The sequence below is a fragment of the Caldithrix sp. genome (assembly GCF_056497305.1).
In genome coordinates, this window is sequence record NZ_JBSMDE010000203.1 from 1 (window position 1) to 25,868 (window position 25,868).

Sequence of the window (25,868 nt, forward strand, 5' to 3'; positions counted from 1 at the left end):
CGATTCTCTGGGACGGGACATCAAACCATTCAACAATTAAACAATTCAACAATTCAACAGATTTGCTTCTTCACACAGCACAAAAATTTTCGCATCCCGCTGTGGCGGGATTAGATGTTTTGAAGGAAGTTTTCTAAACCTCTAAACAACCAAACCATGCCCTACCTTTTCCAACAATAGCCAGTCATTGCCAACATCATTGAAAAGGCTACAAAAGCATCTAAAACCTGTCAGCTATTAACAATCAGGTGCGTCCTTACATCGAATGTCACCTGACATCGACCAATGCTTTGATGTGTAATGCAGGCAAAAATTAAAAATACGCGGGATTGAGCAAAGAAAGGATAAAGTGGATCCAGTTGTAATGAAACCGAATTTTCAGGAAAGTCGTAAAGAGCCCAGCTCCTATTTTAAAAGTTTGGCCAGAATTATGCCCAAAATCAACCAGAGAGGAATAGAAATAATTAAAGCCCAGATGATCCCATTAGCAGTGCGCAACGAACTGGCCATACCTTTTCGTTCCAGGGCTCGATTTATTTTGAGTCGAACCTCTTCAATATGAAACGGTTTGGTTAAATAATCGTACGCGCCTTTTTTGATGGCATCGACCGCGGTTTCGATGGTTGGATGCGCCGTAATCATCAGAAAAACGACTTTGCTGTTCATAGCTTTCACACGTTTCAACAATTCAATGCCATCCATCTCCGGCATGTACAGGTCAGAGAGTACCACATCAATGGGTTCTTTTTTGATGATTTCCAGGGCCTCTTTGCCGCTGGCTGCAACATGTGGAATATAATCCAGGCTCTTTAATACACTGTACAGTGTATCTCTCACTTCTTCTTCATCATCTACAACCAGAATGTGTCTTGTTTCACTCATAAAATTTAACCCCGTTCATTTTGATGTTCTTTTCAGTTATCGGTTCATTTGCTCTGAATGTTTAATTTTTTTACCGGCAAGGTGGATTTTTTTTCTAACTGGGCCAGAAAGTCTTCCATGGCCATCCATTCGAATTTTTTTAACAGAACGGTCAGCTTATTCAGGTTTTGTTTAATTCTGCCATAGTGGCGAAAGGCTTGCATCTTCCCCAGGGGCACACGGGGTTGTTGTGCATCAAACTCCCAGGGATGCATGTAAATGATGGCAGCCTGCCCTTCTTGATTAAATTTTTTAATACCCAATATTGTAAACCAAAGTGGCAGCAAACGTAAATAACCGCCTCCTCCAAAGGGAATATTCTTATTCAGGATTTTAAGCGTAGGCATGGGAAATTCAACAATTTTATTGCCCGCACCTGTTTCAATCCGGTAAGGATAGCGTGGGGCATGGGGAATGCCGTACCGATCGTGCCAGATTGGATAAATAGAGGAGTCATATTCCAGACCACTCTGAGCAAGCACATCAAGGGCCCACAAATTTTTTTCCACAATCGAAAAGGTGGGCGCTCTAAAGCCGCGCACACCTCTGCCTCCGGCATCTTCAATGATGCGGATTGAGGCGTTTAAATCTTCTTTGAACTCATCAGGACTCATTCTGGTAACCATGCGGTGGTTTAAGCTATGCGAAGCCACCTCATGGCCTGCATCGACTATTTTTTTGACCAGTTGCGGATTCTTAGCGGCCACCCAGCCCAATACAAAAAAGGTGGCCCTTGCCTGGTGTTGAGCAAAAAGGTCCAATAACAAATCGATCAATGGTTCCACACGGGATGGCTGTTTATCCCAGGCATCCGAAGGAAACTGATGTTGCAGGGCTTCGGGATGAAACCACTCTTCGACATCAACCGTCAAAATATTTTTCATGGTAAGAATATTCTCTTCAGTCAGATTGATTAAATTTGATTTGTTTTCATTCCATAACGCATTTGAAATTTAACAAAATTGCGCGGAGATTGTCCCTTTCTTTTTTTAAACGATCGGCTATAACTGGACAGCTCACTATACCCTAACATTCTGGAGACATTTTTTATTTCCAGCCCCCAATCCAAAAATAACAAATTTTCATAATAGTTCAAAACGCGTTGCATAAAATAACGGAAGGATTGTCCAGTTTCCTGTTTAAAAATCTGACTAAAATAGCTGGGGGTGATGTCTAAATATTCTGCAATATGGAATATATCACAATTCTGGAAATCTTCTGTCTCAATGTAGTGGATGACCTTCTTCATCCTTTCTGATAAATCATCAAAATCAATCCCCAATTCCTTATAAGGTAAACGACGCCAGTGTGTATTTAAGATGCGTCGTGCCAGCTGTTTTAAATGCCACTTTCTTTCATCACCGACAATTAAATAAAAATTTCGCTGGGGCAGTTCTTTAACCTGCTCGTCCAACATTAACGAATGGTTGTAAAAAATTACGGGAAATCTGGGAAATACGCGGCGGATTTCAGCCAGGTTTTTTATCATTCTGGAATTAAGATGATTGGTAATCAAAAACAGAGCATCAAGAACCATGTTCTGCTCTTTTTCTAGAAAACGAAATTCATCATCAAGATGGATCTCTCCAAAATCCGACAATACCGATTTGCATTCTTCCTGCAAACTAATTTCGTCAATTTCTAATAACACACGGTACATAAAAACGGCCCATTCTATTTAATTTATTGGAAATTTGGTACATGTTTCCAATTTACTTACCAATGAATTTTGTAGCCCACCTGCGAGAAGTAATCATAACTCCCACCTGCCCTTACCTATTGGCAGCACAAAGCGCACAATAATTATAAAGAAGCGATTATTTACATATTGTGACTTAGGCAACTTTAAAGAATCATTTTTATTTGCAATAATACTTTATGGGGGCAGGAAAAAATTTTGTTTAAACCAATCGGCTTTCTATTTTATCTGATAATAATCAATTTCCCACGGTAAGTATCTTCGGCAGTTTTGACATGGTAGATGTAAATACCGCTATGTACCTCTTTACCAGCCTGATTCCTGAGGTCCCAGCGAAAAACAGGCTCTTTTAATTCTTTTTGCAGTACCAGATCACCCAATACATTGAAGATCATGATAGTACTTTTATCGCCCAGATTGGTAAAATAGATGCCATCTCCGGAACTGGGGTCGTTTTTCCGGAAAGGAACAGGAAAAACGTTTACTCCGGTAATGGCTTTCCCAGTTCTAAACACAGAATCTGGATTTACAATCACATTACCATTCTCATCCACCGAGATAATCCGAAAGTGGTAGGTTTGATCGGGAGCTAAATCGGTCAGTTTAAAACTGTGTTCCTGTTTAAAGACGTCCTCTTCCTCCGTGCTCTGGGCAAAACTGTAGTCCAGGCTGTATTCCACATGATCTCTGGTTGGCATGCGTGAGTGCCAGTTAAGATAAATGGTGGTTCCGCTCCCAAAAGGATTTACGGAAATTCCGGCCTGAACAGAACTGGCCAATACTTTGACCACAAAAATAGAAATAGCCTGCGCGCCCGCCTGATCCGTAACACGTAACATAAAGGTTTCATTACCATGAAATCCCTGCGGGGCAAAAAAGGTGGCCCTAAAGCCCTGATCTGTTAAATAGTAGCCAATATAACTGAGGGGATCATTCAGTAATTCTATTTTTGCCAGGTCCTGATATCCATCCGCATCATAAAGGAACTCTTTTAAATCCAGAACATAATAGGTTCCGGCCAGCATGGTCTGATCGGGAATGGGACGCAGTTCCGGAGGATCATTAACCGCTTGCACATAGACTTTTAAGGTATCATAATCAAAATAACCATCCGGATCTGTGGCTTTAAAAACCAGCTCTTCCTCGCCCCACCAATTTTCCAGCGGGCGCAGTGTAGCTTCTTTACTGTCCTGATTTAAATCAACTGTTACATTTTGACCGGGTAATATCTGCCAGCGAATTTGGCTCTGATCATTATCCGGATCTTCTACTTTATTTTGCAGGAAAATGGTTCTCCATCGATCTTCCTCAATGTGCAATGTATCCAGGCCCACAATCCGCGGTGCATGAGCCATGTTTTGTCTAAAAACCACCACTTGCGTACTATCTGATGCGCCGGCCGGATCCTGCACAATTAACGTCACTTCTGTGTGCCCGTACCACTCCTCTGCGGCTGTAAATTGCACATCATTCTCATGAACTACGACCTGTATCGAGTCTGTATCTAAATAACGTAGGTACAACTCATCCACGCTGTTATCCACATCCCCAATAAAATTTTTAAAAGGAATGGAACGGGGGTTCTGAACAGAGAGGTTCACGGCTGGAAAGGCTTTAAAATATGGCGCATCATTGACCGGCAAAACCGTAACCTGCACGCGCACGCTATCCAATTGACGATCCGGATCGGATACTTTCAGCCAGAACGACTCCTCACCAAACCAATCCTGCTTACCGCTAATGGTCATTTGCTTTTGCGCGTAATCGATGCTAACCAGCACATTCTGGTAATCGTAGGCTTCCCAGAAAAGATTTTGAATCGGGGTATCCGGATCGTTGACATAATCATTTAAATTTAATGCATAGCTCTCGTCTTCGTTGACACGTATTTCAGGCAATGCAGAAATCACCGGCGCTTTTACAACACTTAGCACCTGAACAATAAGGGTATCTATGGCAAAAGCCTGGTGGGGATCAATCACCCTGGCCTGAACGTACTCAAAACCAGACCAGGATGAAGGGGTGGTAATGGTCAACGTTTGCTGCTCATTGTCGTAGGTTAGCTCTAAGTGTGGATAATTGGTAAATTCCCAGGTTAAAGTGGTCCGGTCATCATCCACATCGTACACGTAATCATTGAGCTGAACGGTTACGGTGGTATCCTGAGTTAATCGAAAATCGGGCAAACTGCTCAGGGTCGGAGGATCATTCACGGCTTCGACAATGACTTCAAATTGTGTACTGTCTGACAACCCTTTGTCGTCTTCAACCTTTAGCGCGACGGTGGATTGCCCAAACCAGTCTTTTTCTGGAATTATTGTTAACAGGGTGTCTTTTATATTTAAAGAAAGGTGTTCACCCCGGCTCAGAGTAAAGGTTAACTGATCCGGCGAGGTGTCGGGATCGTTGACAAACTCTAAAAGATTAATTTTTAAAGGGGTATCTTCGGGCGTGGTCTGCTGGGGAATGGTTGTCCATTCCGGAGGGGCGCTTCCCGCTTTGGAGACAAAATAGATGGAAAATCGGTCAAAAAATCCATCCTGATCCGTGGCCTGCAAATCGACCCGGTCCTGTCCCGACCAGTTAGAAGGGGTGGTAACCGTCAGAGAGCGTAAATTGTTGTCCATTGTTACTTGCAACTGGTTGTAGCCGTTCGCCTGCCACTGAATTTGTGAAACGGCATTATCGGGATCGGTCACATAGTTATCCAGTAAAAACTGAATTGTGGTGTCCGGCGGACAGATAATCTGCTGAGGTAAGGAATGGATTAGCGGCACGGCAGCCGAAACCTTATCGGACATCTCACTGGCATTTAAAGCGAAATCCACCGCTTTAATGGCATAAAAATAGAGGGTGCCTTTCTGAATGGTGAAATCATTGTAGGTGGAATCGGGGAAATAGACACTATCCACCTGGGAAAGATCATTTTCTGAGTTTCCGCGAAAAATGCGGTACATGTACATGTCGTCTTCTGTATTGTTATCCCAGATTAATTGAAAATGATTGGTTTGGGCCAGCAGGCTGCTTATTAGCCCCAATAACATGATTAGCGTAAAGCCATTTATTTTCATTTTAAATCTCATTATCATCATTTAATTTCCACCGTTACGATTCGTGATAAAGAACTCTCTTTGCCATTAATGGTGCTGGAAACCGCAATGTCAATGATTGTCTTTTGGTGAGGTTTTTTGATCAACAATTCGTGCGACCACTGCAGGCGCGGGGTAGCCTTAACCCAATTTTTATCATTACTTTTTCGGACATACACCTGATACTGAGCCCCCGGCACATCTGACCATTCCACCTTAATGGTCTCCCCCTGAACATAGGCATAAACGCGTTCCGGAGGACGCAGGATGAATTCGGTTGTAGGATTGGTACGGGTTAGAGAAAATCTATTTTTACCAAAACTAAAACTGACTCCCACCCGATGCGTAAAGCCCAACTGCTGATGATTGTAGAATGTGTAATCGATTGATAAATTGGCGGTAGGATTAAAACCGGCGCCAAACGAGGGCTGAAAAGCAGAATTCTGCCCCAGCCAGCGGTTTCCCATTCGTAAAAAAGCAAACTTTTTAAAGGAAAATTCAAGGCCCGTAGCCAGGCGCCAGTTTTGATCTACCGAGCGAATGCCATCTATGGCAAGCTTAAGGTGAGCCGCAGGGATGGCATAGCCCAATCCGAGACGATAGGTTAAGGGAATCGGTTCATCTTGCTGATCATATCTTATTTTGTTGCCCAAATTCTGGATTGCTCCGCCAATGGTTAAATGAGAGATCATGGTTTCCATCAGAAAACCAAAATCCACAGCCAGACCAGAGCCTACAAATCCTGCCAGATTATCCCGAAAATACTTAACGCCCATTCCCACAAAAAAGGAAGGATAAATTTTGTAGGCCATGTCCAGTTGAATGATGGAGCTGTTTACCGAAAGTTTTTCCGTTTCCTGGCCGAAGCGGTCTTTGCCCTGAATTTCAGGCATGCCCATGTAGGAAAAACCCAGGGCCACGGCAAATTTGGGATCGAGCTTAAACGCCAGGCTTATATTTTGCATGCGGATATCTTCGAACCATTGCACATGAGTCAAACTGAGCTGGTGTTTTTTTAATTGCACAAAACCGGAAGGATTGTAGTAAATAGCCTGCACATCATTACCAATGGCTGAATAGGCGCCGGACAAGGCAGAAGCTCTGGGACTGAGCTGCGCCCGCAAAAACAAATTGCTGGCCAGGCCGCTGTAATCATCGCTCAAGCCTACTGAAATAAATAGCAGCAATAATACTAAAACTCTGAATATGGATTTCAATTTTGACATTCCTTCACTCAGCTACTTTTCCATTTAACTATTCAATATTCGTGCCAGTATTGAAATCCTTTTCAGTACGGGCTTTTTAATCAAGCCTTGCTGATAAAATATGTTGCTTGTATAATTTTTTTACACCAATCGCGATGCAATCTTCAACAATGAACGTCCATGTACCAACAGGTTGGTGTAACTGGCGTTAGCCAGAGGACAGGCGCATTCTCTGTTCTTAATGCTCTGTCTTATTTTTTTAGCCTGCGGACTATTCCAGACGCGTCGAAAATCGTAATCGTTTTCCCGCAAATTGCCCATGGAATCGCCACGAATACAGCAGGGCCATACGTCGCCATCCGGAGAAATCTGGCAGGAAATAACACCCGCGTAACAGGGAATCACCTGCTCATTCGTCTGCAAGAATTGTTTGACCAATTGATAATATTCTATTCGAAACGAACGAGCCACATCGGCCAGTCCTTGCAGACGATGGTTTTTCATCTCTTCAATTAAAAAATCGATGGCCGTCGCATATTCATCCAGCTCCGGTGTTATCTTTTCGCCTATGGTGCCCAATTCCACCCGTTCTTCGGCAATTTCCGTAATGTACGAATCGGGATTTAACCGAATCAATTCCCGATAAATTTCCGGGAAGCGTTGCACATTGAAAACAGAAATAACGGTATGGATGCCCAGGGTAAGGTTGGGATAGGTTTTTAAGCGTTTGAGTTCGCGGTATGTTTTCATGGCTCGTTCCCAATTGCCCGGATAGCCCCGAATTTTATCGTGCCGCGTTCCAATATCGTCTAACGATAAATTGATGATGACCTCACTCTCCGGGCAGGCCTGTAAAATGCCCTCCACACGCTCGGGAATAATGCGGTACAGACTGCCATTGGTCGGAATGTTAATGATGGCCGGTTTGGAACGACGGTAAATGGTTTTGGCCACTTCCACAATATCTTTGCGTAAGAAGGGTTCACCGCCACTCAGCGTAAACCAGAAGGGCGCCTGCCCAACCGTTGCAAATATTTTATCGTATTCATCAGGCGTTAAATTGTCGACTTTCTTCAGATAGACATTGCAGGTGGCACAACGCGAATTACAGGAATAGAGCAAACTAAGCGTAAAATTTGCCGGCATAGGAGCAGGCCCCATAGCCAGTTTGTAAAAAGCTTTGTAAACCGGTAGTTTTGACAAAAGTTGTATTTTTTTCTTAAACAAGGCGCCCCCGCTTATTTGTGATCAATTGAATCGTTTTTATTGTGCATCGTCTGTGGCTTGCCCAAAAAAGGGTAGGCCAGAATTTTTATTTTATTCCAGCGATTGTACTGGCTACCAAAAGCAATAACCGATAAAATTTTCACCGGCCATAGCTTTCCAAATTGTTTACTAAAAATAATGACTCGCGCTAACAGCATCTGTTTTTTTAATTGTCTTCCAAAACTCTGATGGATTTTACGATCGTACTTGCGTAATCTGGTAGCCGAATAATCCCCTGTTTGTAAGGCCTCTTCAATAACCGGAACACAGGCTTCCGCAGCCTCAATGGCATAATCGATACCTGCGCCAAACAAGGGACTTACCATCCCTGCTGCATCTCCCAATAAGAGCTGCGAGTCATCCGAAATATCATCCATGAGCCACATGGGAATGTAGCCGCCTTTTTTATCCACCACCGGCCTATGGTTAAGCAAGGCTTTTGTAGGCGTAAAAGCGTTCAAAAAATAGTAAAGCTTGTCTTTTAAAGGCGGATTTTTAATTTCCGGAAGAATGGTACCTGCGCCCACATTGCTCTCTTTTTTATTGGGGAAAATCCAACCGTACCCCCAGGGGTAAAGGTCCGGCGAAAAATAGATATGCACCTCATCATCGGCTACCGGAACGTCTGAAAGTTCATAAGCATAGGCATAGGCCCAGTACTGTTTCTTGACCTGTTTTTTGAAACGAGGATTTTTAAAAGCCACGGAATGGGGCCCATCGGCAAAAACGATGATCCGGCCATAGGCCTGCCAGACTTCATCTTTGGCAATATCCTTAATCTTAACCCGCACCTGACCGCTCTGCTGCAGTTGATAATCAATGACCTTCTGGCGATTTAAGAGAACCGCCCCGGCTTCCCTGGCCTTCTCGGCCAGGTGACGATCGAAAATCCGACGTTTTACGGTAACCTGATCACAATCGAAAACGACTTCACCCCAGGGGAGATGAAAAATATTTTTTTTGATGCTCTGTTCGAGCACCTGCTGATCGTCCACATGACGATCGAAATAAGGCCGGTCAAAGAGGCCGCCGCAGGCATTGGTTTTACCGGAATATTCATCTTTTTCCAGCAAGAGAACCGAAATATCCTTTTGTGCCAGAAGACGGGCGGCTACCGATCCGGCAATGCCCGCACCACACACAATAACATCATATTTTTGCGCATTTTTCCCTGTCATAAATCCTTTTATCGAATTAAGGTCAAAATTCTTGACCGGTTCATTCCATTGCTACTCAGCACACAAACATACTTTCCGGAAGGTACGCTCTGGCCTTGAGCATTTTTACCATTCCAATACATACGGTACTGACCGGCATTCAAAGCGCCGGAGAATAAAGTACGAACCAGCTTCCCCCGGATGTCATAAATCGCTACTTTTACATTCTGAGCGCTCTGCACTGCAGCACTTCCTAATTCAAAGACAATGATCGTGCTTTGATTGAACGGGTTGGGATAATTAGCCAGTAATTGCATGGTGCCTGGCACCTGCCCATTTACCACGCGCGTCACGCCTTTGGGGACAAAATCAGCGGACAGCCTGCCAACTTCCGTGCGTTGGCCGCTAAAATCGACCTGCACCAGCCGGTAATAGTAGGAATTGCCGGCAATGACGGTCTGATCCAGAAAGCGGTATTCCCTCCCCACACTGGAATAGCCGAGGCCCTGCAATTGTTCATCCGTCTGGTACGAGGCGATTAAGGTCAACGTCGTATCGGCATTTTCCGATCGCAAGATTTCAAAACCTAGATTGTCTATTTCGCTGGCGGTTTGCCAGTGCAACAGAATGCCTTCGGCCTCTTTTTGATGGTCAAAAGCAATGAGTTCCACAGGCAAAGAGTTGTCGCTGGAAACAGAGCCCAGGGTAAATCGGGCAAAATTGTGTAGCTGTCCGGCAATGCCGCTCACCGTGATTTTATTATTCAAGGCGTCCACGGACTGCGTGGTGCCGGCCAGAATCCAGAGTTCCTGATTGGAATCCCAGTAGGCGATTCGCAAATCGGCTTCGTTGTTAATGGCGGCCCACTCCGAAATGCCATCATAATAAAAATCGATGGAACCGTCATAGGTCGAAGCCAGAGTACGAATGGTGTAAAAGCCCTTTTGTGCAATATGATGCAAACCGCTGCCCAGGGCGCTTTGATTCTGGTTCTGACCATGGTTGTAGAACACCGAAGTCAGGCCTCCGGTAAATCCGCTTTGAAAATCAATCACCACTTTCCCGCTGTAAAAACTGGCCGGAGCCGGATCGCCGCTGGCAATGGTTTGTTCTTCAGCCTGATTGTTGGTCCACCAGGCCAGCTGTCCCTGAATAGTATTCCCGCTTTCAACGGCATCCTGCGCCGTACCGACTACATCGATGTCTCCATCTCCATCCAGATCGGCTGGCGTCACAAAATAGGCGTAGGTAAAAGCATTGTCGATGGTGTGTTCTGTAAAATTCTGGAATCCGTCATTCTCAAACCAGGAAACCAGATTGTCGTTATCGGCGCAGGCAACCAGATCGAGGTCGTCGTCTCCATCCAGATCGATGACCTGCACATTGCGCGAATGGTTAAAGGCCGTGCGAATGGTGTGCAGACTGCTGCCAAAGGCGCCGCTGCCGTCATTGGCCCACCAGTCGATGGTCTGGACTTTGTAGCCAGCGCCCACCAGATCTTCATCGCCATCGCCATCCACATCGGCAGCCTGGGCATCATTCCCGGCGTAAGCGGTTTTAATAATCTCCTGCTGGCTGAAGCTGGTTAAGGAAGTCTGTGCCCACCAGCGGACATCCTCATCCGTCTGGGCCGTACCGCTAAAATAGTCGGTCCAGGCCATTCCGGCAATATCCTGGTCGCTATCCCCGTCAAAATCGGCCACGGCAATTCCGGCCGGCGAAGCGTAATTAATGATTTGATGCTCCGTAAAAGAGGGCGAAGCATTGCCATCGTTTTCAAACCAGCGGATGTAATCCCCGGCAACCGATCCTCCGGCGGCCGCATCGCCCATACCATCCACAATATCCAGATCGGAATCCCCATCAAAATCCAGAATGTGTACAATGTAATTAAACGGAGCGGCGCTGCCAATGGGGTATTTACGCCAGGGATTGGCATAGCTCGAAACCGGATTTTTAAACCAGACCAGGGTGCTGTCTGCATTTGCATTGCCTACGGCCACATCCGGATAGCCGTCGCCGTTTAAATCGCCCACGGCCAGAGCCCGCGCCGTTCGAAATTTAGCAGAGATGGTCTTTGCTGAAAAAGTATTTGAACCATCGTTCAGGTACAGCACCACATTTAGGGCATTGACATCTTCTGCGCCAGAGTTGCCTTCCGGATTGGCGGTGCAAACAATGTCCATGTCCCCATCCAGGTCAATATCGGCTACCTGATTTTTCTTGGCTTTTTCCAGATTATCATCGATTACAACGCGCGTTGAAAAGCCCACGCTCTGAGCCTGTATGCCGCCAACGAACAGCAGGAAAACGATTAGTCCTCCAAAAATGTAACTGTTTTTCATATAAAACGATCTCCCTCGAATCAAAATTTGTAGAGCCTTTTAGGCCCGCAGACCTTAACGGATTAACAAAATTTTTCCGGTTGCCCGCCGTTGCCCAATTTGTATCTGGTAAAAATACCAGCCGGAACTGATTATGGTTTGCCCGGCATTGCTACCGTCCCAGATAATGCGATAGGAACCAGGCCAGAGACGCCCGTTAAAAATGGTTTTTACTTTTTGGCCCATTGCATTAAACACCGTAACCACAACCTGTTGCCCGCGCCATTGCTCATTCTTAGGCACATCAAATTTAATCGACACCTGACTGTTAAACGGATTGGGAAAGGCTAGCGCATTGATTTCGGATGCAAGCCCTGGTCTGGTTCTTTGAGCCAGTTTACTTGGCCCGCTGGCCAGCGCGAGCGTAAAACAGGAATATTTATGAAATTCAGAATGAATGTCGAGCACTGTAATTTCTTTTCTAACCGTATCCACAACCTGACCGCCATCGCCAAATAGTTGCCAGGCCCTGGTCGAGTCATTCCAGTAGCTAATCCGCAATCGACTTTGATCCGCATTCAGTAAGCTGTTCCACTCCGGCAGACTGTCGTATTTAAAGACGGCATTGGCCTGATAGGGAGAATTCTGACAGACGATGGTGTAAATTCCGGCTGAGGCCACCTTTTCAATACCTGCTGCCAGGCTAAGAGAATCCGGATTCGCTCCATGGTTAAAGTGCGCCGTAGTTACTCCGCCCCCAAAGGGCGCCTGATATTTGATCAGTAACTGGTTTTGATTAAAGTGCAAGGTATCCGGATCGCCTGCAGCCGCGCTCTGGGCTTCGGCCAGATTATTTTCCCACCAGGCCAATTCTCCGGCATCCTGCGCAGTAGCCAGCAAATCGGCGTCGCCATCCCCGTCCATATCCTGAATTAGCACATAGTAAGCATAGGTGAATGTGCTGTCCACCGTGTGTTTTTTAAATGTATTTCCACCCTGATTTTCGTACCAGATGATTTTGTTCTCCTGGTCAACGGTCAGGGCCACATCCGGATCGCCATCGCTATCCACATCTCTTACAGCAACGTGCCGCGGGTAGCTCAGGTTGTCATCCAGGATCGTACGCCCACCGAACAGTCCGCTGCCATCATTGAGCCACAAATCGAGAGTGCCGGTTTTGTAGCCGGCGACAACCAGATCCAAATCGCCATCTCCGTCCATATCGCCGGCTTTTACATCATTTCCGCCGTAGCTGTCCATAATTTCCTGAATTTCTACGAAACTGGTGTCCGCTTGCTGCGCCCACCATTTCAGGTTTTCACCGCTCTGTGGGGTTAACGAGGCATAATCGATCCAGCTTAATCCGGCAACATCCAACCGTCCGTCCCCATCAAAATCAGCCACGGTGATGGCCGAAGGGGAAGAGGCCTGAGCCACCAGTTTGCTGTCAAATGAAAATTGAGCCCCATTTGAATGGTTTTTCAGGAAGCGGATGGAGTCTGAGACGGCGCCGCGATCGGCCTGACCAAAATTGGCATCATCCCCAAAGCCATCGATAATATCGGGCAGGCCATCGGCATCCAGGTCCTTGATTAAAATAGCGTAATGGTTGGGCGCCGCGCCGCCGATGGACCTTCTGGCCCAGAGCCCTACGTCAGGGGTGGAATCATTTTTGTAGATCATCAAGGCGCTGCTGTCCGATCGCGAACCAGCTACGATTTCCGGCCAGCCGTCCCCATTCAAATCGCCTATGGCCAGTCCGCGCGCGCCAGCCAGCAGATAATCCACTGCATGATATTCAAAAACCTGATTACCGGTATTTTTTAACCAGCCTACATTTAGCTTAAAAGGATCTTCCTGACCACTGTTTTCCGGGTTGGTGGTAAAAGCAATATCCAGATTCCGGCCTTCATCGCGATCGATATTGGCCACCGCTACCTTTTTCAGACCGATCAGCGAATCCAGCACCACATTCTTTTGCCAGGCGATCGGATCACCCTGGGCAAACATGACCACAGGAATGAGTAAAATGAATACCAGTTGCTTTTTCATACCACTTACCTTATCCAACATCTTTTCTGCTAATATCTTAATTTTACACACTAAAACCATGATGCCAGTCACTTCTTGCTCTTGTTTTCCAAAAGACATCGATTAATCGGCTCATTTTTTTCAGCTTTTCAGGCATTATCTGGCTGTAGACCATTAGAACCAATCTGTACAAAAATCGATTTTTTTGCGTTAGAGAAAAGAGCAGATTGGCTCGATTTAAGCGCGACAACCATTTTACCATTTGAGCGGCCACCAAAAAATTGGGCTGTAACTCCGTTTTCCACCATGATTCATAGGCGCTCAGAGCTTGCTGTGAAAAATCATTCCTGGCAATCGCGCCGGCAACCACCTCGGCCGCCTTAATTCCGCTTAAAAGCGCATTGTAAATTCCGCCGCCGGTTAAGGGATTGACAAACTCGGCCGCATCGCCGACTAAAATAGCGCCATCGGTAATCCTTGCCCCCTTAAAATTACCAGCCGGTAAAAGGCCCTGCCTGATTGGGCTCACAGGAATGCTCCCTTTTAATAATCGATGCAAAACCGAATTATGTTGAAGCCGATTTCTGAAAAGATTCTTCAGGGAATGATGGGAGCCATAGTACATCAATCCCACATTGGCTTGCTTCCTGGAAACAGGGAAGATCCAGGAATAGCCTGGTAATAGGGACGGATCATAGATGATGTGTGCAACTGGTGAAAAACGGCCTTTAAAGTATTGCCGCAGTCCCACCATCCATCGCGACTTCCGCTGCTCAAAGCCCAGAAGTCGGGCCATTAATGAATGGGCGCCATCGGCAACAATAATCACCTGCGTCTGAATGCGCAGCTTCTTTTCCTGATAGCTGAAGAAAACTTCAAACCCCTCCGATGTTCTTTTGAATTGCAGTAAACGAGCCGGGCAAAAGACTGCTGAACTGAGGCTGGCCGCCTTTTTAAACAGAAAATGGTCAAAATGGAAGCGCTGGCAACAAAAGCCATTTTGAAGTCCAGGCCTGGCCACCGGTGTTTTTAACGGCTGCCCTTGTGGGCCGTAAATAATCATCTGCCTGATCACATACCCACTGTTAAGAATCGGCTCATAATCGATTTGCAGGGTTTGCAGCAAGGGTAGAACTTTGTGCGAAATTCCATCGCCACACACCTTGTCTCTGGGAAAGGCTTTATGATCGATCAATACGCAGTCAACGCCCAACTGACTGAGTCGAATGGCTGAAGCGCTTCCCGCAGGCCCGGCTCCAAAGACAAGCGCAGTAAAGCTCAGGTCTTTCATGGCCCCGTTTCTCTCTTTAAAAATTTTTTAAAATACGATTTTAAGCCGGGCTCCAGCCAGATGATGCCGGTCAGGTAGGCCACTGCACCTAAAACGACCATCAGGCCCAAACGAACTATGGGCGTTAGAGGCGTAATGACAAAAAAGCGCAAGATCAGCAGCGCAAAAGCCATTAAAAAACTGCCCAAAAAGGGAGTGCGCGCACTTTGTAACCATTGCCGTAATGAGAGCCCGATAACTCGTAAGCTAAACATCAGAAACACCAGCATCAGGCAAAAAAGGACCACGGCCACACCCCAGACCATCGCAAACAAGCCCTGAGACAGTGTTAAAACAAGTACAAACGAAAGGGCAACAAAATAGGCCAAATTGACCAGCAATTCCGTCACCGGCCGCCCCCCGGCTAAAAAGACAACACTGGTCAAGGTCCAGATGGAACGGGTCACGCCCACTACGGCCAATACCTGCAATATGGAAATCAATGGACTCCAGTGGGCGCCATAAAAAATCTGCACAAACTCAGGCGCCACCAGCACCATGCCGCTAAAAACAGGAATGATGGCCAGCAACAGGCCGCGCAGCGTATCTTTGTACAGACTTTTAAAGGCTTCCGAGTCGTCCTGGACTTTGGAAAAGGCCGGGAACATGACGCGCAAAATGTTTTTGGAAATGCGCTGCACCGGAAAGTCCACCAATTGATAGCCCACGGAGTAAAAGCCCAGCGCGCTTTCTCCTAACCAGCGTCCAATGACCATATTGGGAAGATTGACATTCAAATAGTTGGTAATGCGCGTCAAAAACACGGTCCCCCCAAAACCGGAAAGTTCGGCCAGCGCCTGTCTGGAAAATTTTGGCCAGTACCACTCATTGAGCACCAATAGCGATGTCAGGGTCAACACAAACTCCTGGCCGATGATGGCCACCACAAAACTCCAGACCCCGCCTCCCCTTTTGGCCATCCAGATGGCCAGCACAGTGTACACCAAAGCAGCCGTTAGCTGCAGAACGCCAAGCGCGCGGAAACGCAGTTGTTTTTGCAACCGAACAGTGGCAATGCCCCGAAGGGCATAAAAGAAGAAGACGGTACTCAACCAGCGCAAAATGGGAATCAGGGCTTCATTCTTAAAAAACCGGGCCGCCAGGGGCGCTAAGACAAACACCAGGCCATAAAAGGTAACCGATAAGACGAGCAATACGCTAAAGGTGGTTTGATAGTGAATGGCCTGCAGATTTTTTTTCTGAATAAGCGGCACGCTCAATCCCATATCGAACAGGACAAAGGCCAGTTGCGTAAAAATGAGCGCCATGCCGATCAAACCAAAATCTGCCGGCAGCAGAATGTGGGCCAGCACAAACATGGTCAGCAGCCTGAAGGCCCGGGCCACAACTTCCGTGCTGATTTGCCATTTAACCCCGCGCAAAGACTTCTGTTGTAACGTACGCTCTTGTGGCTTTTGCGTCGGCAATAAAGGATCCTTCCTTGTTTTTCATTGAACTTTCATGCTTCTTTTTTGCTGCAAACCGTAAATCCGTCCCATGGTTCGCCTGAGCTCAGCAGATCGACTGCACGGCCCCTTAATTTTCTCATTTTTTACAACAATCTGCGGGACATCAGGCAACTCCTCTTTTCCACTGAAGTCGCTTGTAAACTACTGTAAAATTACCCTATGGTTGTTTTTAGTACGGCAAAAATGGCTCGCTCTGAGGAAGCAGGAAAAGCCATATCTTCTGTTTCAGTCTCAATCCTCGCTATTTTACAGACGCCTGAACAGACAGTGTAGATTCCGCCTTTGCCCCCTTCTTTACATGTCCACCCACAAAGGCCGGCAATGTATGGAATCCCAATAATGTTTAATCCGACGGCCAGGCACGGGAACGACAGACGCCAGCGCTCTTCAAGAACGTTCCATTCTTTTTAAGGCATCGACGCAATTGCCCAATTAATTAGAAAATCAGCCTGCCGGAGAAAGCGAATCATTTGGCGTCCGGTGGCAGATTTCAGACCCATGAATTGTTGTTAATCGCGTTCTACGCTGGACAGCTGGCTTAACAGATTTTCCAGACTCAGTTGGGCGCTCTCCCACTGCTCTTCCCAGCGTTCCAGATTCTGCAATATCTGCTTGTACTCTTTTTGTAACCGGACGGCCTGCGCCTGGTTCTGGTAGGTAAGCGGATCTGCCAGTAACCTTTCCAGCTCGCCTTTTTGCTTTTCAGCCAGCTCTATTTTTTCCTCCAACTGACTGATTTGCTCGGTTAATTGTTTGCGTTGTCGGCTAATTTTTTGGCGGGCTTGCGCTTCCTGTCGTTTTTGTTCTTTGCTCTTTTTTGAACGGTTTGTTTTTGTTGGCGCATTGGAGGTGTTGAGCGGAGCATTGCCCTGTGTTTCTGCCTGCCTGGCCTCTCGGAATTGTAAATAATCGCTGTAATTCCCTTCGTACTCCAACAATTGACCGTTTTTAATTTCCAGCACTTTTTGTACCAATTTGTCCAGAAAATAACGATCGTGCGAAATGATCAGCAGGGTACCGTCGTAGTCCTTTAAGGCAAATTCCAGGGCTTCTTTTGATTTTAAATCTAAATGATTGGTGGGCTCGTCCATGATCAAAAAGTTGGCCGGCGAGAGTAAAATCCTGGCCAGTGAAACACGGGCCTTTTCTCCGCCGGAGAGCACATTAATAGGCTTCTCCACGTCCGCTCCGCTTAGACCGAAGGTACCTAAAATATCGCGTTCTTTACCGCTGAATCCCGACGCAGCGCTGGATTGAACGGCCTCCAGAACCGTACTTTGCAAATTCAGAGCATCGACCTGATGCTGGGCGTAATAGCTCACTTTGACGCGTTCCCCCAGACGGATGGTGCCTTTAACGGGTTTTAACTGCCCTGTAATTAAACGGGTTAAGGTCGTTTTGCCTGCGCCATTTAAGCCCACCAGAGCAACTTTCTGACCGCGGTACAAAGAGAGATCAATACCCTGAAAAATCCAGGGCTGGCGGTCATTGTAGCGGAAATAGAGATTACGGATGTCCAGAACATGTTTGTAACTTTGTACGGCCGCCCGAATTTTAAAGCGAATGAACGTTTCGTCCGGAGGCAATTCGATGCGTTCCAGTTTTTCAAGCCGTTTAATGCGACTCTGTACCTGAGCGGCCTTGCTCGCCTTGTAGCGAAAGCGATCGACGAATCGCTGAATTCTCAGAATTTCGCTCTGCTGTTCCTCCCATTGCTTAACGAGTTGTTCCCGTTGTTTAACCTTTTCCTGTTCATAAAAGTGGTAGTTGCCATGGAACAGCGTCAATCGCCCCTGATTCAGCTCGGCTATAACCTGGGCCAGGCGGTCAAGGAAAAAGCGATCGTGGGAAACAAAAATCATGCTGCCGGTAAAACTGCGTAAAAAACTTTCGATCCATTCCAATGAAGGCAAGTCGAGATGGTTGGTGGGCTCGTCCAACAACAAGAGATCGGGCTTAAGAAGCAAAATCTGAGCCAGATAGGCGCGCATGCGCCATCCGCCGCTAAAGCTGGTGAGCGGGCGAAAAAAATCTTCTTCGGAAAAGCCAAGCCCCATCAATATCTTCTTTGCTTCCGATTCCAGTTCATAACCGTCTAAAATACTGAAGCGGTCTTGCAAAGCGCCCAATTTTTTAAGCAGAGGCTCGTGTTGCTCTGCACTTTGACTCAGCTTGCGCTGGATGTCCTGAATTTGTATTTCGATGTCAAGGATTTCCTCGTGCCCCTTTAAAACGGCTCCCAAAAGCGTGCCCTCGGCAAAAGCGACAGGTTCCTGGGGCAGGTAACCGATTTTGTAGCCGCGAGGCATCAAAATGCTGCCTTTTAGAGGTTTAAGTTGCCCGGCTAATATTCTCAAAAGCGTCGTTTTGCCCGCGCCGTTGGGACCAATCAGCCCGATGCGCTGCCCGGGACGCACCATCAACTCGATGTTGTTTAATAATCTACGCTCGCCTATTTCGTAAGATAAATTTTTAATCTGCAACATGTTATGTACTCCATAAATCAGGGCATGAATTTACAGAAATTCCTGTTAGAAATCTAATTTAAACGGTGTGCCACTTGCGTTTACTTCAGTGCCCACTTTATTTAAGGTAGTGAAACACAAAATACAAAGGTTGCGGATCGGCCAATCGGGAACAGTAAAATTCAAAAAACAATCAACAAGCAGACCGGCATCGGTTTTTAGAACAGGGCCGCTGGCTTAAAGAAACCGCAACCAGGCCGACAAACGAAGGGCATTCCCAAAACCTTGAACACACGGTGCGCTAATAGACCTTTTCCACGGGTAAGAAGCGAATCTGTCTCTGAATTTTAATGGGAATTTCCATTTCGGGGCCCTTTTTCTTTCCGACCTTACTGACTCTGGTTTTTGACCTGACAAACAACAAGCGTTTGGCAGAAAGAATCCAGCCCGTGTGGGGATTAATCTCAAAATTAGAGGTTTCAATACCCCAGGCATGGTACTTACTCTTTACATTGAAGGCATTGGCTACCGTGGACGAATCGTCCGAGGTGATGGTGGTGTAACCCTCAATCACTGCCTTTTTGTCCGTGTATTGAGTAAGCGTCCATTTGGTGCTTTTATGCAAGGGGAAAAAGGCCGTTTCTTCCGTTTCCTTTGTTTCCCAGCTCTCCTTGACCTGTAAAGGCTGAGGCGGGAAAACATGAAATACGCGATCAAACGATTGTCTGAGCATGGTTTCGGCATAAATCTGGTTAAAAGAGTTGACAATCTCCTTGCGTACTTTCAGATCGCGGATACCCAATGAATCGAGCATAGCCGACATCCAGGCATCGAGACCACGGACGGTTAACACTTTGCCATTGCGTTTAATCAGCAGCTGGAATTTTTGATCAAGCAGTTTATCATAAAAATAGTGGAACGATGAAGGCCTCTGCTCCGGTTTAGTAGAATTGTAGCGAAAGGTTCCCAGAGGCGTAACCACCCGCATTTTGATACTTTTAAAATAGACATCGAGTAAGGTGGTAAATTCCTGCTTTTCTTTGACTACAAATTGATAAGCGGTGTTGGCCGTGGTTTCCAATTTTCGATCACCCGCAATTACTGGATGGGTAATGACCTCTTTGTAAATCTGGATCATTTCGAACCTGGCGCCGGCAGGAGGATCGAATTCCAGGCGCACTCCTTTTTCTTTTTGACAGGCCAGTAGCAGCAGGGCAATAGCCATTACGTAAAACGATAATTTCATGGCGCTTCCTTTACGCTTTAAATACTTCTTTTAAAAGATTTAACGTCTTAGGATGAAATAATATGTTCGGCACGGGCCTTCCTTCCCGCATCTAAATTTCGACCGCTGTCCCGCCTGCATGGGGGCTGAACGGAGGAATCGTTCTCAGATGTAAAGTCTCGAGCTGAAGCTCGAGTTACGTTGCGCTTACGTGTGTCCCAGTGGAAGGGATTTCTCCCCCGCTGAAGCGGGATCGAAATGACAGTCGGCACAGGCCCTCCCTCCCTGATCTTTTCGCAGTTTAACAAAAAATTTCGTAATTTTTAATTTAAAATGCTCTCTCCTGCATTTGTAGTTTTATTGCCTTCTCCATGCTTGATTAAGGGTTACCGCTTTACGGCCTTAACACAACCTCCTTTATCGTATTTCTCCGACTTGAATGCTCCATTTTACAAACGGGTCAGTTTCCCCAGAAGGCCCGGATTCCCACGCCAAACGTGAAGTAGTTTTCCGCGCCAAATTGGTTTTTCAGGTAATTGATCTCCGGATAAATCCGATCTTTTTTAAAAATGGGGATGGCCATTCCAAAAGTAAAAATCTGATAATCAGACAATGAATCATTTAAGCGTTCGATCATGAAATTTTTATTCAGGTAAAAACTAAAATAGGGTTCCACACGCCACATCTCTTTACTGATTGTCAAGCCATATTTCCAATAGGGTCTGGATACATGCTTGAGCTGGTCTGACAGTATCAGGCCGCCGTGTACATTGAGGCTCACATCAAACCAGGTAAAGGATGGAGAATTCAATTGATGCCGAAGGCTGGCTTCAAACAAATAGGGGAAATAATAGCGGAATCCGGCTTCCAGGCGTAATGGCAATCCCCGGCTCAGTCCCAGGCTGGGCGTAAAGGTCATCTTTTTACTCATCTTCTCCCCATCTTCAGAAATGATCAATAGGTTGTCCATACCAACCGTTACGGCGCTCTGACCCTGCTTTAGAGTGCGGGCGGTGTAGTAATTGGTAGTAATACAAGAATTTAACAGGAAAAGCAGCAGTAATTCGAACCAGACCCTGTTAACAGCAAACTTAAATTCGAAAGAACGACGACGATACCATCGTAACATAAGCCTGTAATCCCTGAAAAGTTAATGAGGCTGTTTACTAAAAATAAACACTAAATTTCTTTCTGGCAAGTTTCTTATTTTGCGGCAAGGATTAACACCTTGTCCGCTGGCAATGGTAAATGCCCCGGAAGTCTGCTTACAGCATGTAAAAATAAGAGCAGGCCATGGCGACCATCGGTTCTGTGCAATCTTGACTGTCCGGGCATGAAAGAGTCTTTCTTCAGACGGAAGAAGAGAAATGCGCTACGGATCCAGATGAAGAATGACAGGCGGCTCGAGCCCTCACCTTCTGACTCACTCTAATTCTTCAGACAAAAAATTGTTTTAAAGCCCGGGGCCTATTTACCGATAATAGAAAGATTTTTAAAAATTCAAAAAAATTGCTTCAAAATTTGTGTTTTAGTCACACCCTGTAAATTAACTACCCCTTTATATTATGTCTTACTGAAAATATGAATCTTTGAAATCAAATGGAATTGATTTCTTCCACAATCGCTTTGTGCCTTTAATGGAATGTGAATGACTGATCTTCCCTCAAGGTCGTAACAAACAGGGAAACATTTATGAAGAGGTCAATTCTTTTTTTCTTAGGATTTATTTTTTTCCTGAGTTGCAGCAATCCACTGCAAAAAGATTATGTTCGGCAAACCAGCAAACCGCAGAACATTTATCAGGCCTCCCTGAATGAGCACATTGCCGAAATCGCGGTCTCTCCCCATCAGGAACAACTGGCCATGATAGTGGATACTAAGGAATTACAGATATTAAACGGTAATCAGCGCACAACGCATGTACTGCCCTTTTTTGTATCGGACTCGTTTTCAGTCTCCCAAAATGCCCAGACCATATCCTGGATTTTTAACCATAAACTCTACATCAACCCCCTGGCCCAGCAACAGGTCTTCACCATTCCTCTGCCCGATCAACGGGTGCAGATTGTTAAATGGCAGAATGACCAACCGGCACTATTGCTGCTTTCACAAAGCCATACCTATTCTCAGATTATTCAGTACCTAATCAAAGGCGACCGTTTAATTTCCCGACAACTGTTGCGTAGCACACGCTATAAAATCCACAGCGTAGATTTTAATTCCCTGAGCCACACTTTGACATTTATTGGAATCAACGTAATTTCAGGGGCCGCTTCTCTTTACTGGTTGGATGTAAATGGTCAAACTATGGATTCCATGCGCGTTGATCCAACAGCCCGTCTGCTTTCGATCGCTGAAACAGGAAAGCAAATTGCCTGGCTGGGGGGAAACAATGTACTTAAAATCATGAGACTCCCCGATCGGCAGGTGCAGACCGTAACGCTGCCTTTTCAGGCGACCTCAGCGCCCCAATGGCATAAAAACCAACTTTTACTATTTTCGGATGCTAACTACACGATTCTGGATTTGAATCCTCTCCATAAGACGGTCATTGCCCCCTCAACCATCCAAATGTCCGATGGCTATCAGCAGGCGGTGTGGGCCAACAATGAAGGCAATATTGCTCTGATTAAAATGGCCCAAAAGGACAGGTTACTTGTCTTTGATCCACGACTATCCAGTGTGCGCCACAAGCTGGAATTCGAAAATCAAACCGTTTCCAGCCTGAGCTGGAATAGAACCGGGCAAAAGTTACTTTATCTAAAAAACGATCGTGTGCAAATTCTTGATCTTGAGTCACACAAACAATATCCGGTAAACATTCCTTTTGAGTACGCGCCCATTGCGCGCTGGGGGCCGGAAGATGATTGGCTATCGTTTATCAGCAATCGAAAAGAGGCGCAAAAACAGATTCTGTTTAATCCCCAGAGCGGCCAGACCAAAGAATTTGCGATCGATCTCTATTCGGAGATCAGAGATTTTAGCTGGACCATCAGAACCCGAAAAGTACTGTACACCATTCCCGATATTTCGCGACTGTTTACCTATTCTTACACGGGCAACGATCTTAAATATGAAAAAGCCTACACCCTGGTGGCCGAGGCCGTACGCTGGGCGCCATCAAACACAGAGTTAAACAAAAAAATCGGAGAATATGCTATTTTTAAAGGACAACCTACGCTGGGTGTCTATTTTTTAAAGTCAAACAATTTGAACTGGATTCTCCATCTGCAGTCCCGTAACATTATTGATTTTGATTGGAGCGCCGACGGAACCGGTATCTATTATGTTTACAAAGAAGAGGGGCAGGCGCCCCGCGTAATCCTGGAGCAAATTCTTTATTCTGATGATATTTAATCATGGCATAAATGGTTTAATTATTTTTCTTTTGGTTTTTCCCCTGCCATTTTGGGGGCAATCGACCATTGAGGGCTATGTCACCATAAAGGAAGCCCACAGGCCGCTGCCCTATGTAAATATTTATTTGTCCGATACAACGTTGGGCTGCGTTTCCGATTCCAGCGGATATTTCTTTTTAAAGCATGTGCCACGCGGTTCGCACTTACTGGTATTTCAAAGCATCGGTTTTAAAAAATTGCAATGGCCGGTGACCATATCTGGTGACACCACGCTTGCGTTAACCGTTGCTTTAGAGCCAACTTCCTACAATACGCAGGAAATACGCGTGGAATCCATGCACTGGATTTCTCCGCTGGCCGAGCTGTTTCAGGGCAGTCACCAGTTGAACAGCATGCAAATTGTCGGGCAGCCGGGCGCTTTTGAAGACCCGCTTAAAGCTCTGCAATCCATTACCGGCGTTTCCAGTCATAGCGATTACACCAGCAATTTGTACATCCGGGGCAGCCAGCCGGAAGATCAGGCTGTGGTTCTGGATGGACTCTTGCTGCAGAATCCTTACCGCGCCAAAATTTTGGGCTATGGTGGAATCAGCGTGGTCAATTCCGATGTAATTCGAGACCTTAAATTGTCCTTAGGCGGCTTTCCAGTCTCCTATGGTAACCGTCTGGGCGGCTTAATCGAAATAACAACCTGTGATCCAGCCCATGAATGGAAAAACAAACTCTCCGTTAATCTACTTGCAGCGCGCTATTTTTTAAGCGGCCCGATCAGCAAAAATTTGGGAATCGTCTTTTCTTTACGGGGTACTTACTATGATTTTTTAATCCGGAAAATCACCTCAACCAAAACCACCTATCCCTTTTTTAATGATCTGTTTTTTAAACTCACCTGGAAATTCAGTCCGGCTTTTAATATCCGATTTACCAGCCTCGCTGGCCAGGAAGGCACCGACCTGATTAACGCCAGACAGATGAACGGCAACCTATTTACCAGAGCCAGAAATGTACTGTTTGCGCTCACTCTTTCTGGATTTCTGAACCAAAAACTCAACTACAAACTGATCGCTGCCAGGCAAAGCAACATGGATTCGCTGTTTTCGTCCTCTTCCTTTATTGGCAATTACAGCCACTATCGAACCAAAATTCAACGCAGTAATCTGCTTGGCAAAATAGAGTGGGAAGCGCTGCCCTGGTTATTTTTGGCCACTGGAGGTGAACTTACAAACGTGGAAGAACAAGCCACCCATCAATTGCAACATCTCATCAATTCCAATCCTACTTCCCGGGCCAAAATTCGTTACCGCGCTTCCAATGTTTACCTGGACAGCCATTTTAATCTACTCAAATCCTTGCGGGCTAAACTGGGGGTACGCGCCGATTATTCTACCCTTAACAAGATATTAACCTTTGATCCTCGCTTCTCTTTACGCTGGCAAATTTATGGTGAATTGTACGCCAGTCTGGCCTGGGGTATCTTCCGCCAATTTCCACAGATGATCAATTTGAACAGCAAACACGAACCCATTACCGCTCCAGACATCCTGGCCCAAATGCGCTCGCCTAAATTGAACTACCTGGGTCTGGGCCTGGGACACAAGCTTTTTTCTAGATTAATCTTGCGTCTGGAAGCCTATTACAAAGACACCCGATTTTTACGCGGAGAATACGTGGCTAAAATCGAGAACTCCTCGACCACTATTAGCATAACAGATGACTGGCGAGCCATGGCTAAAGGACTTGAATTCAATCTGGCCTACCTGTCTAAAAACTGGCAAAGTCAGCTGGGTTACGTTTACAGTGTGGCCCAATTCAAGAAGAACATCTATTCGCCCTGGGAATACCAATATTTTGACAACCGCCACTGGCTCAGCTGGTCCTTCCGGGAAAAATTGTCTACTAAATTGAGATTCAGCTCACTGATTAAAGCCTCCAGCGGCTTTCCCATCAGTGAACCCTTAGGCTGGACCAAGAGCAACACCAATGAATGGACGGTCATTCCTGTAAATGTGACCAGGCGCCATCCTTATTTTCGCTGGGATATCCGGCTTAGCTACCAGACCGAACGATTGCAGACCTATTTTGAAATCATTAATGTAACCAATCACCGGAATTTTGATCAGGCATTATATTACATCACTCAGAATGAAGCCGGCGAGACCATGATTAACCGCGATGTCATTTACATGCTGCCCCGTTTGCCCGTTTTTGGCTTCTCGCTTTCCTTTTAAGGCGGTAAAGCCGCAACCATAATATCAACCACAAAGAACAAAAAAATTTTACGCCCTCTGGGTTTCAATTAATCCCTGCCAGATTGTTTTAAGTTGACCT

At 46.0% G+C, this 25,868-nt stretch carries 16 protein-coding genes; 2 read left to right on the forward strand and 14 right to left on the reverse strand.

Going from position 1 to position 25,868, the window contains the following annotated elements; genetic code table 11:
* Positions 1-405 precede the first annotated feature (405 nt).
* The 14 genes from ACWB0I_RS16910 to ACWB0I_RS16975 all read right to left on the reverse strand — a co-directional run bounded on the left by ACWB0I_RS16910 (position 406) and on the right by ACWB0I_RS16975 (position 21,310).
* On the reverse strand, positions 406-882 hold the full coding sequence (locus tag ACWB0I_RS16910; protein WP_479389265.1) for a sigma-54-dependent transcriptional regulator: 477 nt from the start codon (positions 880-882) through the stop codon (positions 406-408).
* Positions 883-926: 44 nt separating this feature from the next.
* On the reverse strand, positions 927-1,805 hold the full coding sequence (locus tag ACWB0I_RS16915; RefSeq protein ID WP_479389266.1) for an XrtA system polysaccharide deacetylase: 879 nt from the start codon (positions 1,803-1,805) through the stop codon (positions 927-929).
* Positions 1,806-1,834: 29 nt separating this feature from the next.
* Positions 1,835-2,581, reverse strand: a complete 747-nt coding sequence (locus tag ACWB0I_RS16920; RefSeq protein WP_479389267.1) for a helix-turn-helix domain-containing protein — start codon at positions 2,579-2,581, stop codon at positions 1,835-1,837.
* Positions 2,582-2,844: 263 nt separating this feature from the next.
* Positions 2,845-5,712, reverse strand: coding sequence for an Ig-like domain-containing protein (locus tag ACWB0I_RS16925; protein WP_479389268.1), 2,868 nt, complete (start codon positions 5,710-5,712; stop codon positions 2,845-2,847).
* Positions 5,709-6,926, reverse strand: coding sequence for a PorV/PorQ family protein (locus ACWB0I_RS16930; protein WP_479389269.1), 1,218 nt, complete (start codon positions 6,924-6,926; stop codon positions 5,709-5,711). The genes ACWB0I_RS16925 and ACWB0I_RS16930 overlap by 4 nt, the downstream gene beginning before the upstream one ends.
* Before the next feature lie 129 nt (positions 6,927-7,055).
* Positions 7,056-8,141: a radical SAM protein gene (locus ACWB0I_RS16935; protein WP_479389270.1), complete on the reverse strand. Its 1,086-nt coding sequence runs from the start codon at positions 8,139-8,141 to the stop codon at positions 7,056-7,058.
* Positions 8,142-8,152: 11 nt separating this feature from the next.
* Entirely contained in the window at positions 8,153-9,358 is a 1,206-nt protein-coding gene (locus ACWB0I_RS16940) for an NAD(P)/FAD-dependent oxidoreductase (RefSeq protein ID WP_479389271.1), read from the reverse strand.
* Between the two features lie 8 nt (positions 9,359-9,366).
* Positions 9,367-11,682: an FG-GAP-like repeat-containing protein gene (locus ACWB0I_RS16945; RefSeq protein WP_479389272.1), complete on the reverse strand. Its 2,316-nt coding sequence runs from the start codon at positions 11,680-11,682 to the stop codon at positions 9,367-9,369.
* A gap of 54 nt (positions 11,683-11,736) precedes the next feature.
* The gene (locus ACWB0I_RS16950; RefSeq protein WP_479389273.1) at positions 11,737-13,734 is read right to left on the reverse strand and encodes an FG-GAP-like repeat-containing protein; all 1,998 of its coding nucleotides are present in this window, start codon (positions 13,732-13,734) and stop codon (positions 11,737-11,739) included.
* 22 nt (positions 13,735-13,756) lie between these two features.
* Positions 13,757-14,983, reverse strand: coding sequence for an NAD(P)/FAD-dependent oxidoreductase (locus tag ACWB0I_RS16955; protein WP_479389274.1), 1,227 nt, complete (start codon positions 14,981-14,983; stop codon positions 13,757-13,759).
* The gene (locus ACWB0I_RS16960) at positions 14,980-16,449 is read right to left on the reverse strand and encodes a lipopolysaccharide biosynthesis protein (protein ID WP_479389275.1); all 1,470 of its coding nucleotides are present in this window, start codon (positions 16,447-16,449) and stop codon (positions 14,980-14,982) included. The genes ACWB0I_RS16955 and ACWB0I_RS16960 overlap by 4 nt, the downstream gene beginning before the upstream one ends.
* Positions 16,450-17,000: 551 nt before the next feature.
* Positions 17,001-18,977, reverse strand: a complete 1,977-nt coding sequence (locus tag ACWB0I_RS16965; RefSeq protein ID WP_479389276.1) for an ABC-F family ATP-binding cassette domain-containing protein — start codon at positions 18,975-18,977, stop codon at positions 17,001-17,003.
* A gap of 280 nt (positions 18,978-19,257) precedes the next feature.
* Positions 19,258-20,202 carry a DUF6263 family protein gene (locus tag ACWB0I_RS16970; RefSeq protein ID WP_479389277.1) on the reverse strand — a complete coding sequence of 315 codons (945 nt, stop codon included), beginning with the start codon at positions 20,200-20,202 and terminating at the stop codon, positions 19,258-19,260.
* Between the two features lie 439 nt (positions 20,203-20,641).
* Positions 20,642-21,310: a hypothetical protein gene (locus tag ACWB0I_RS16975; protein ID WP_479389278.1), complete on the reverse strand. Its 669-nt coding sequence runs from the start codon at positions 21,308-21,310 to the stop codon at positions 20,642-20,644.
* Between the two features lie 563 nt (positions 21,311-21,873).
* Here ACWB0I_RS16975 and ACWB0I_RS16980 point away from each other — a divergent pair.
* Together ACWB0I_RS16980 and ACWB0I_RS16985 are read left to right on the forward strand one after the other, a co-directional pair.
* Complete coding sequence (locus tag ACWB0I_RS16980) at positions 21,874-23,538, forward strand: hypothetical protein (RefSeq protein ID WP_479389279.1); 1,665 nt, start codon at positions 21,874-21,876, stop codon at positions 23,536-23,538.
* Entirely contained in the window at positions 23,528-25,768 is a 2,241-nt protein-coding gene (locus tag ACWB0I_RS16985; protein WP_479389280.1) for a TonB-dependent receptor, read from the forward strand. The genes ACWB0I_RS16980 and ACWB0I_RS16985 overlap by 11 nt, the downstream gene beginning before the upstream one ends.
* Positions 25,769-25,868: the final 100 nt, after the last annotated feature.

Coding starts and splice junctions, on each gene's coding strand:
- ACWB0I_RS16915 (WP_479389266.1), bottom strand. CDS start 1,805: ATGAAAAATATTTTGACGGTTGATGTCGAAGAGTGGTTTCATCCCGAA.
- ACWB0I_RS16910 (WP_479389265.1), bottom strand. CDS start 882: ATGAGTGAAACAAGACACATTCTGGTTGTAGATGATGAAGAAGAAGTG.
- ACWB0I_RS16945 (WP_479389272.1), bottom strand. CDS start 11,682: ATGAAAAACAGTTACATTTTTGGAGGACTAATCGTTTTCCTGCTGTTC.
- ACWB0I_RS16970 (WP_479389277.1), bottom strand. CDS start 20,202: ATGAAATTATCGTTTTACGTAATGGCTATTGCCCTGCTGCTACTGGCC.
- ACWB0I_RS16980 (WP_479389279.1), top strand. CDS start 21,874: ATGAAGAGGTCAATTCTTTTTTTCTTAGGATTTATTTTTTTCCTGAGT.
- ACWB0I_RS16925 (WP_479389268.1), bottom strand. CDS start 5,712: ATGATGATAATGAGATTTAAAATGAAAATAAATGGCTTTACGCTAATC.
- ACWB0I_RS16940 (WP_479389271.1), bottom strand. CDS start 9,358: ATGACAGGGAAAAATGCGCAAAAATATGATGTTATTGTGTGTGGTGCG.
- ACWB0I_RS16955 (WP_479389274.1), bottom strand. CDS start 14,983: ATGAAAGACCTGAGCTTTACTGCGCTTGTCTTTGGAGCCGGGCCTGCG.
- ACWB0I_RS16920 (WP_479389267.1), bottom strand. CDS start 2,581: ATGTACCGTGTGTTATTAGAAATTGACGAAATTAGTTTGCAGGAAGAA.
- ACWB0I_RS16950 (WP_479389273.1), bottom strand. CDS start 13,734: ATGTTGGATAAGGTAAGTGGTATGAAAAAGCAACTGGTATTCATTTTA.
- ACWB0I_RS16975 (WP_479389278.1), bottom strand. CDS start 21,310: ATGTTACGATGGTATCGTCGTCGTTCTTTCGAATTTAAGTTTGCTGTT.
- ACWB0I_RS16965 (WP_479389276.1), bottom strand. CDS start 18,977: ATGTTGCAGATTAAAAATTTATCTTACGAAATAGGCGAGCGTAGATTA.
- ACWB0I_RS16985 (WP_479389280.1), top strand. CDS start 23,528: ATGATATTTAATCATGGCATAAATGGTTTAATTATTTTTCTTTTGGTT.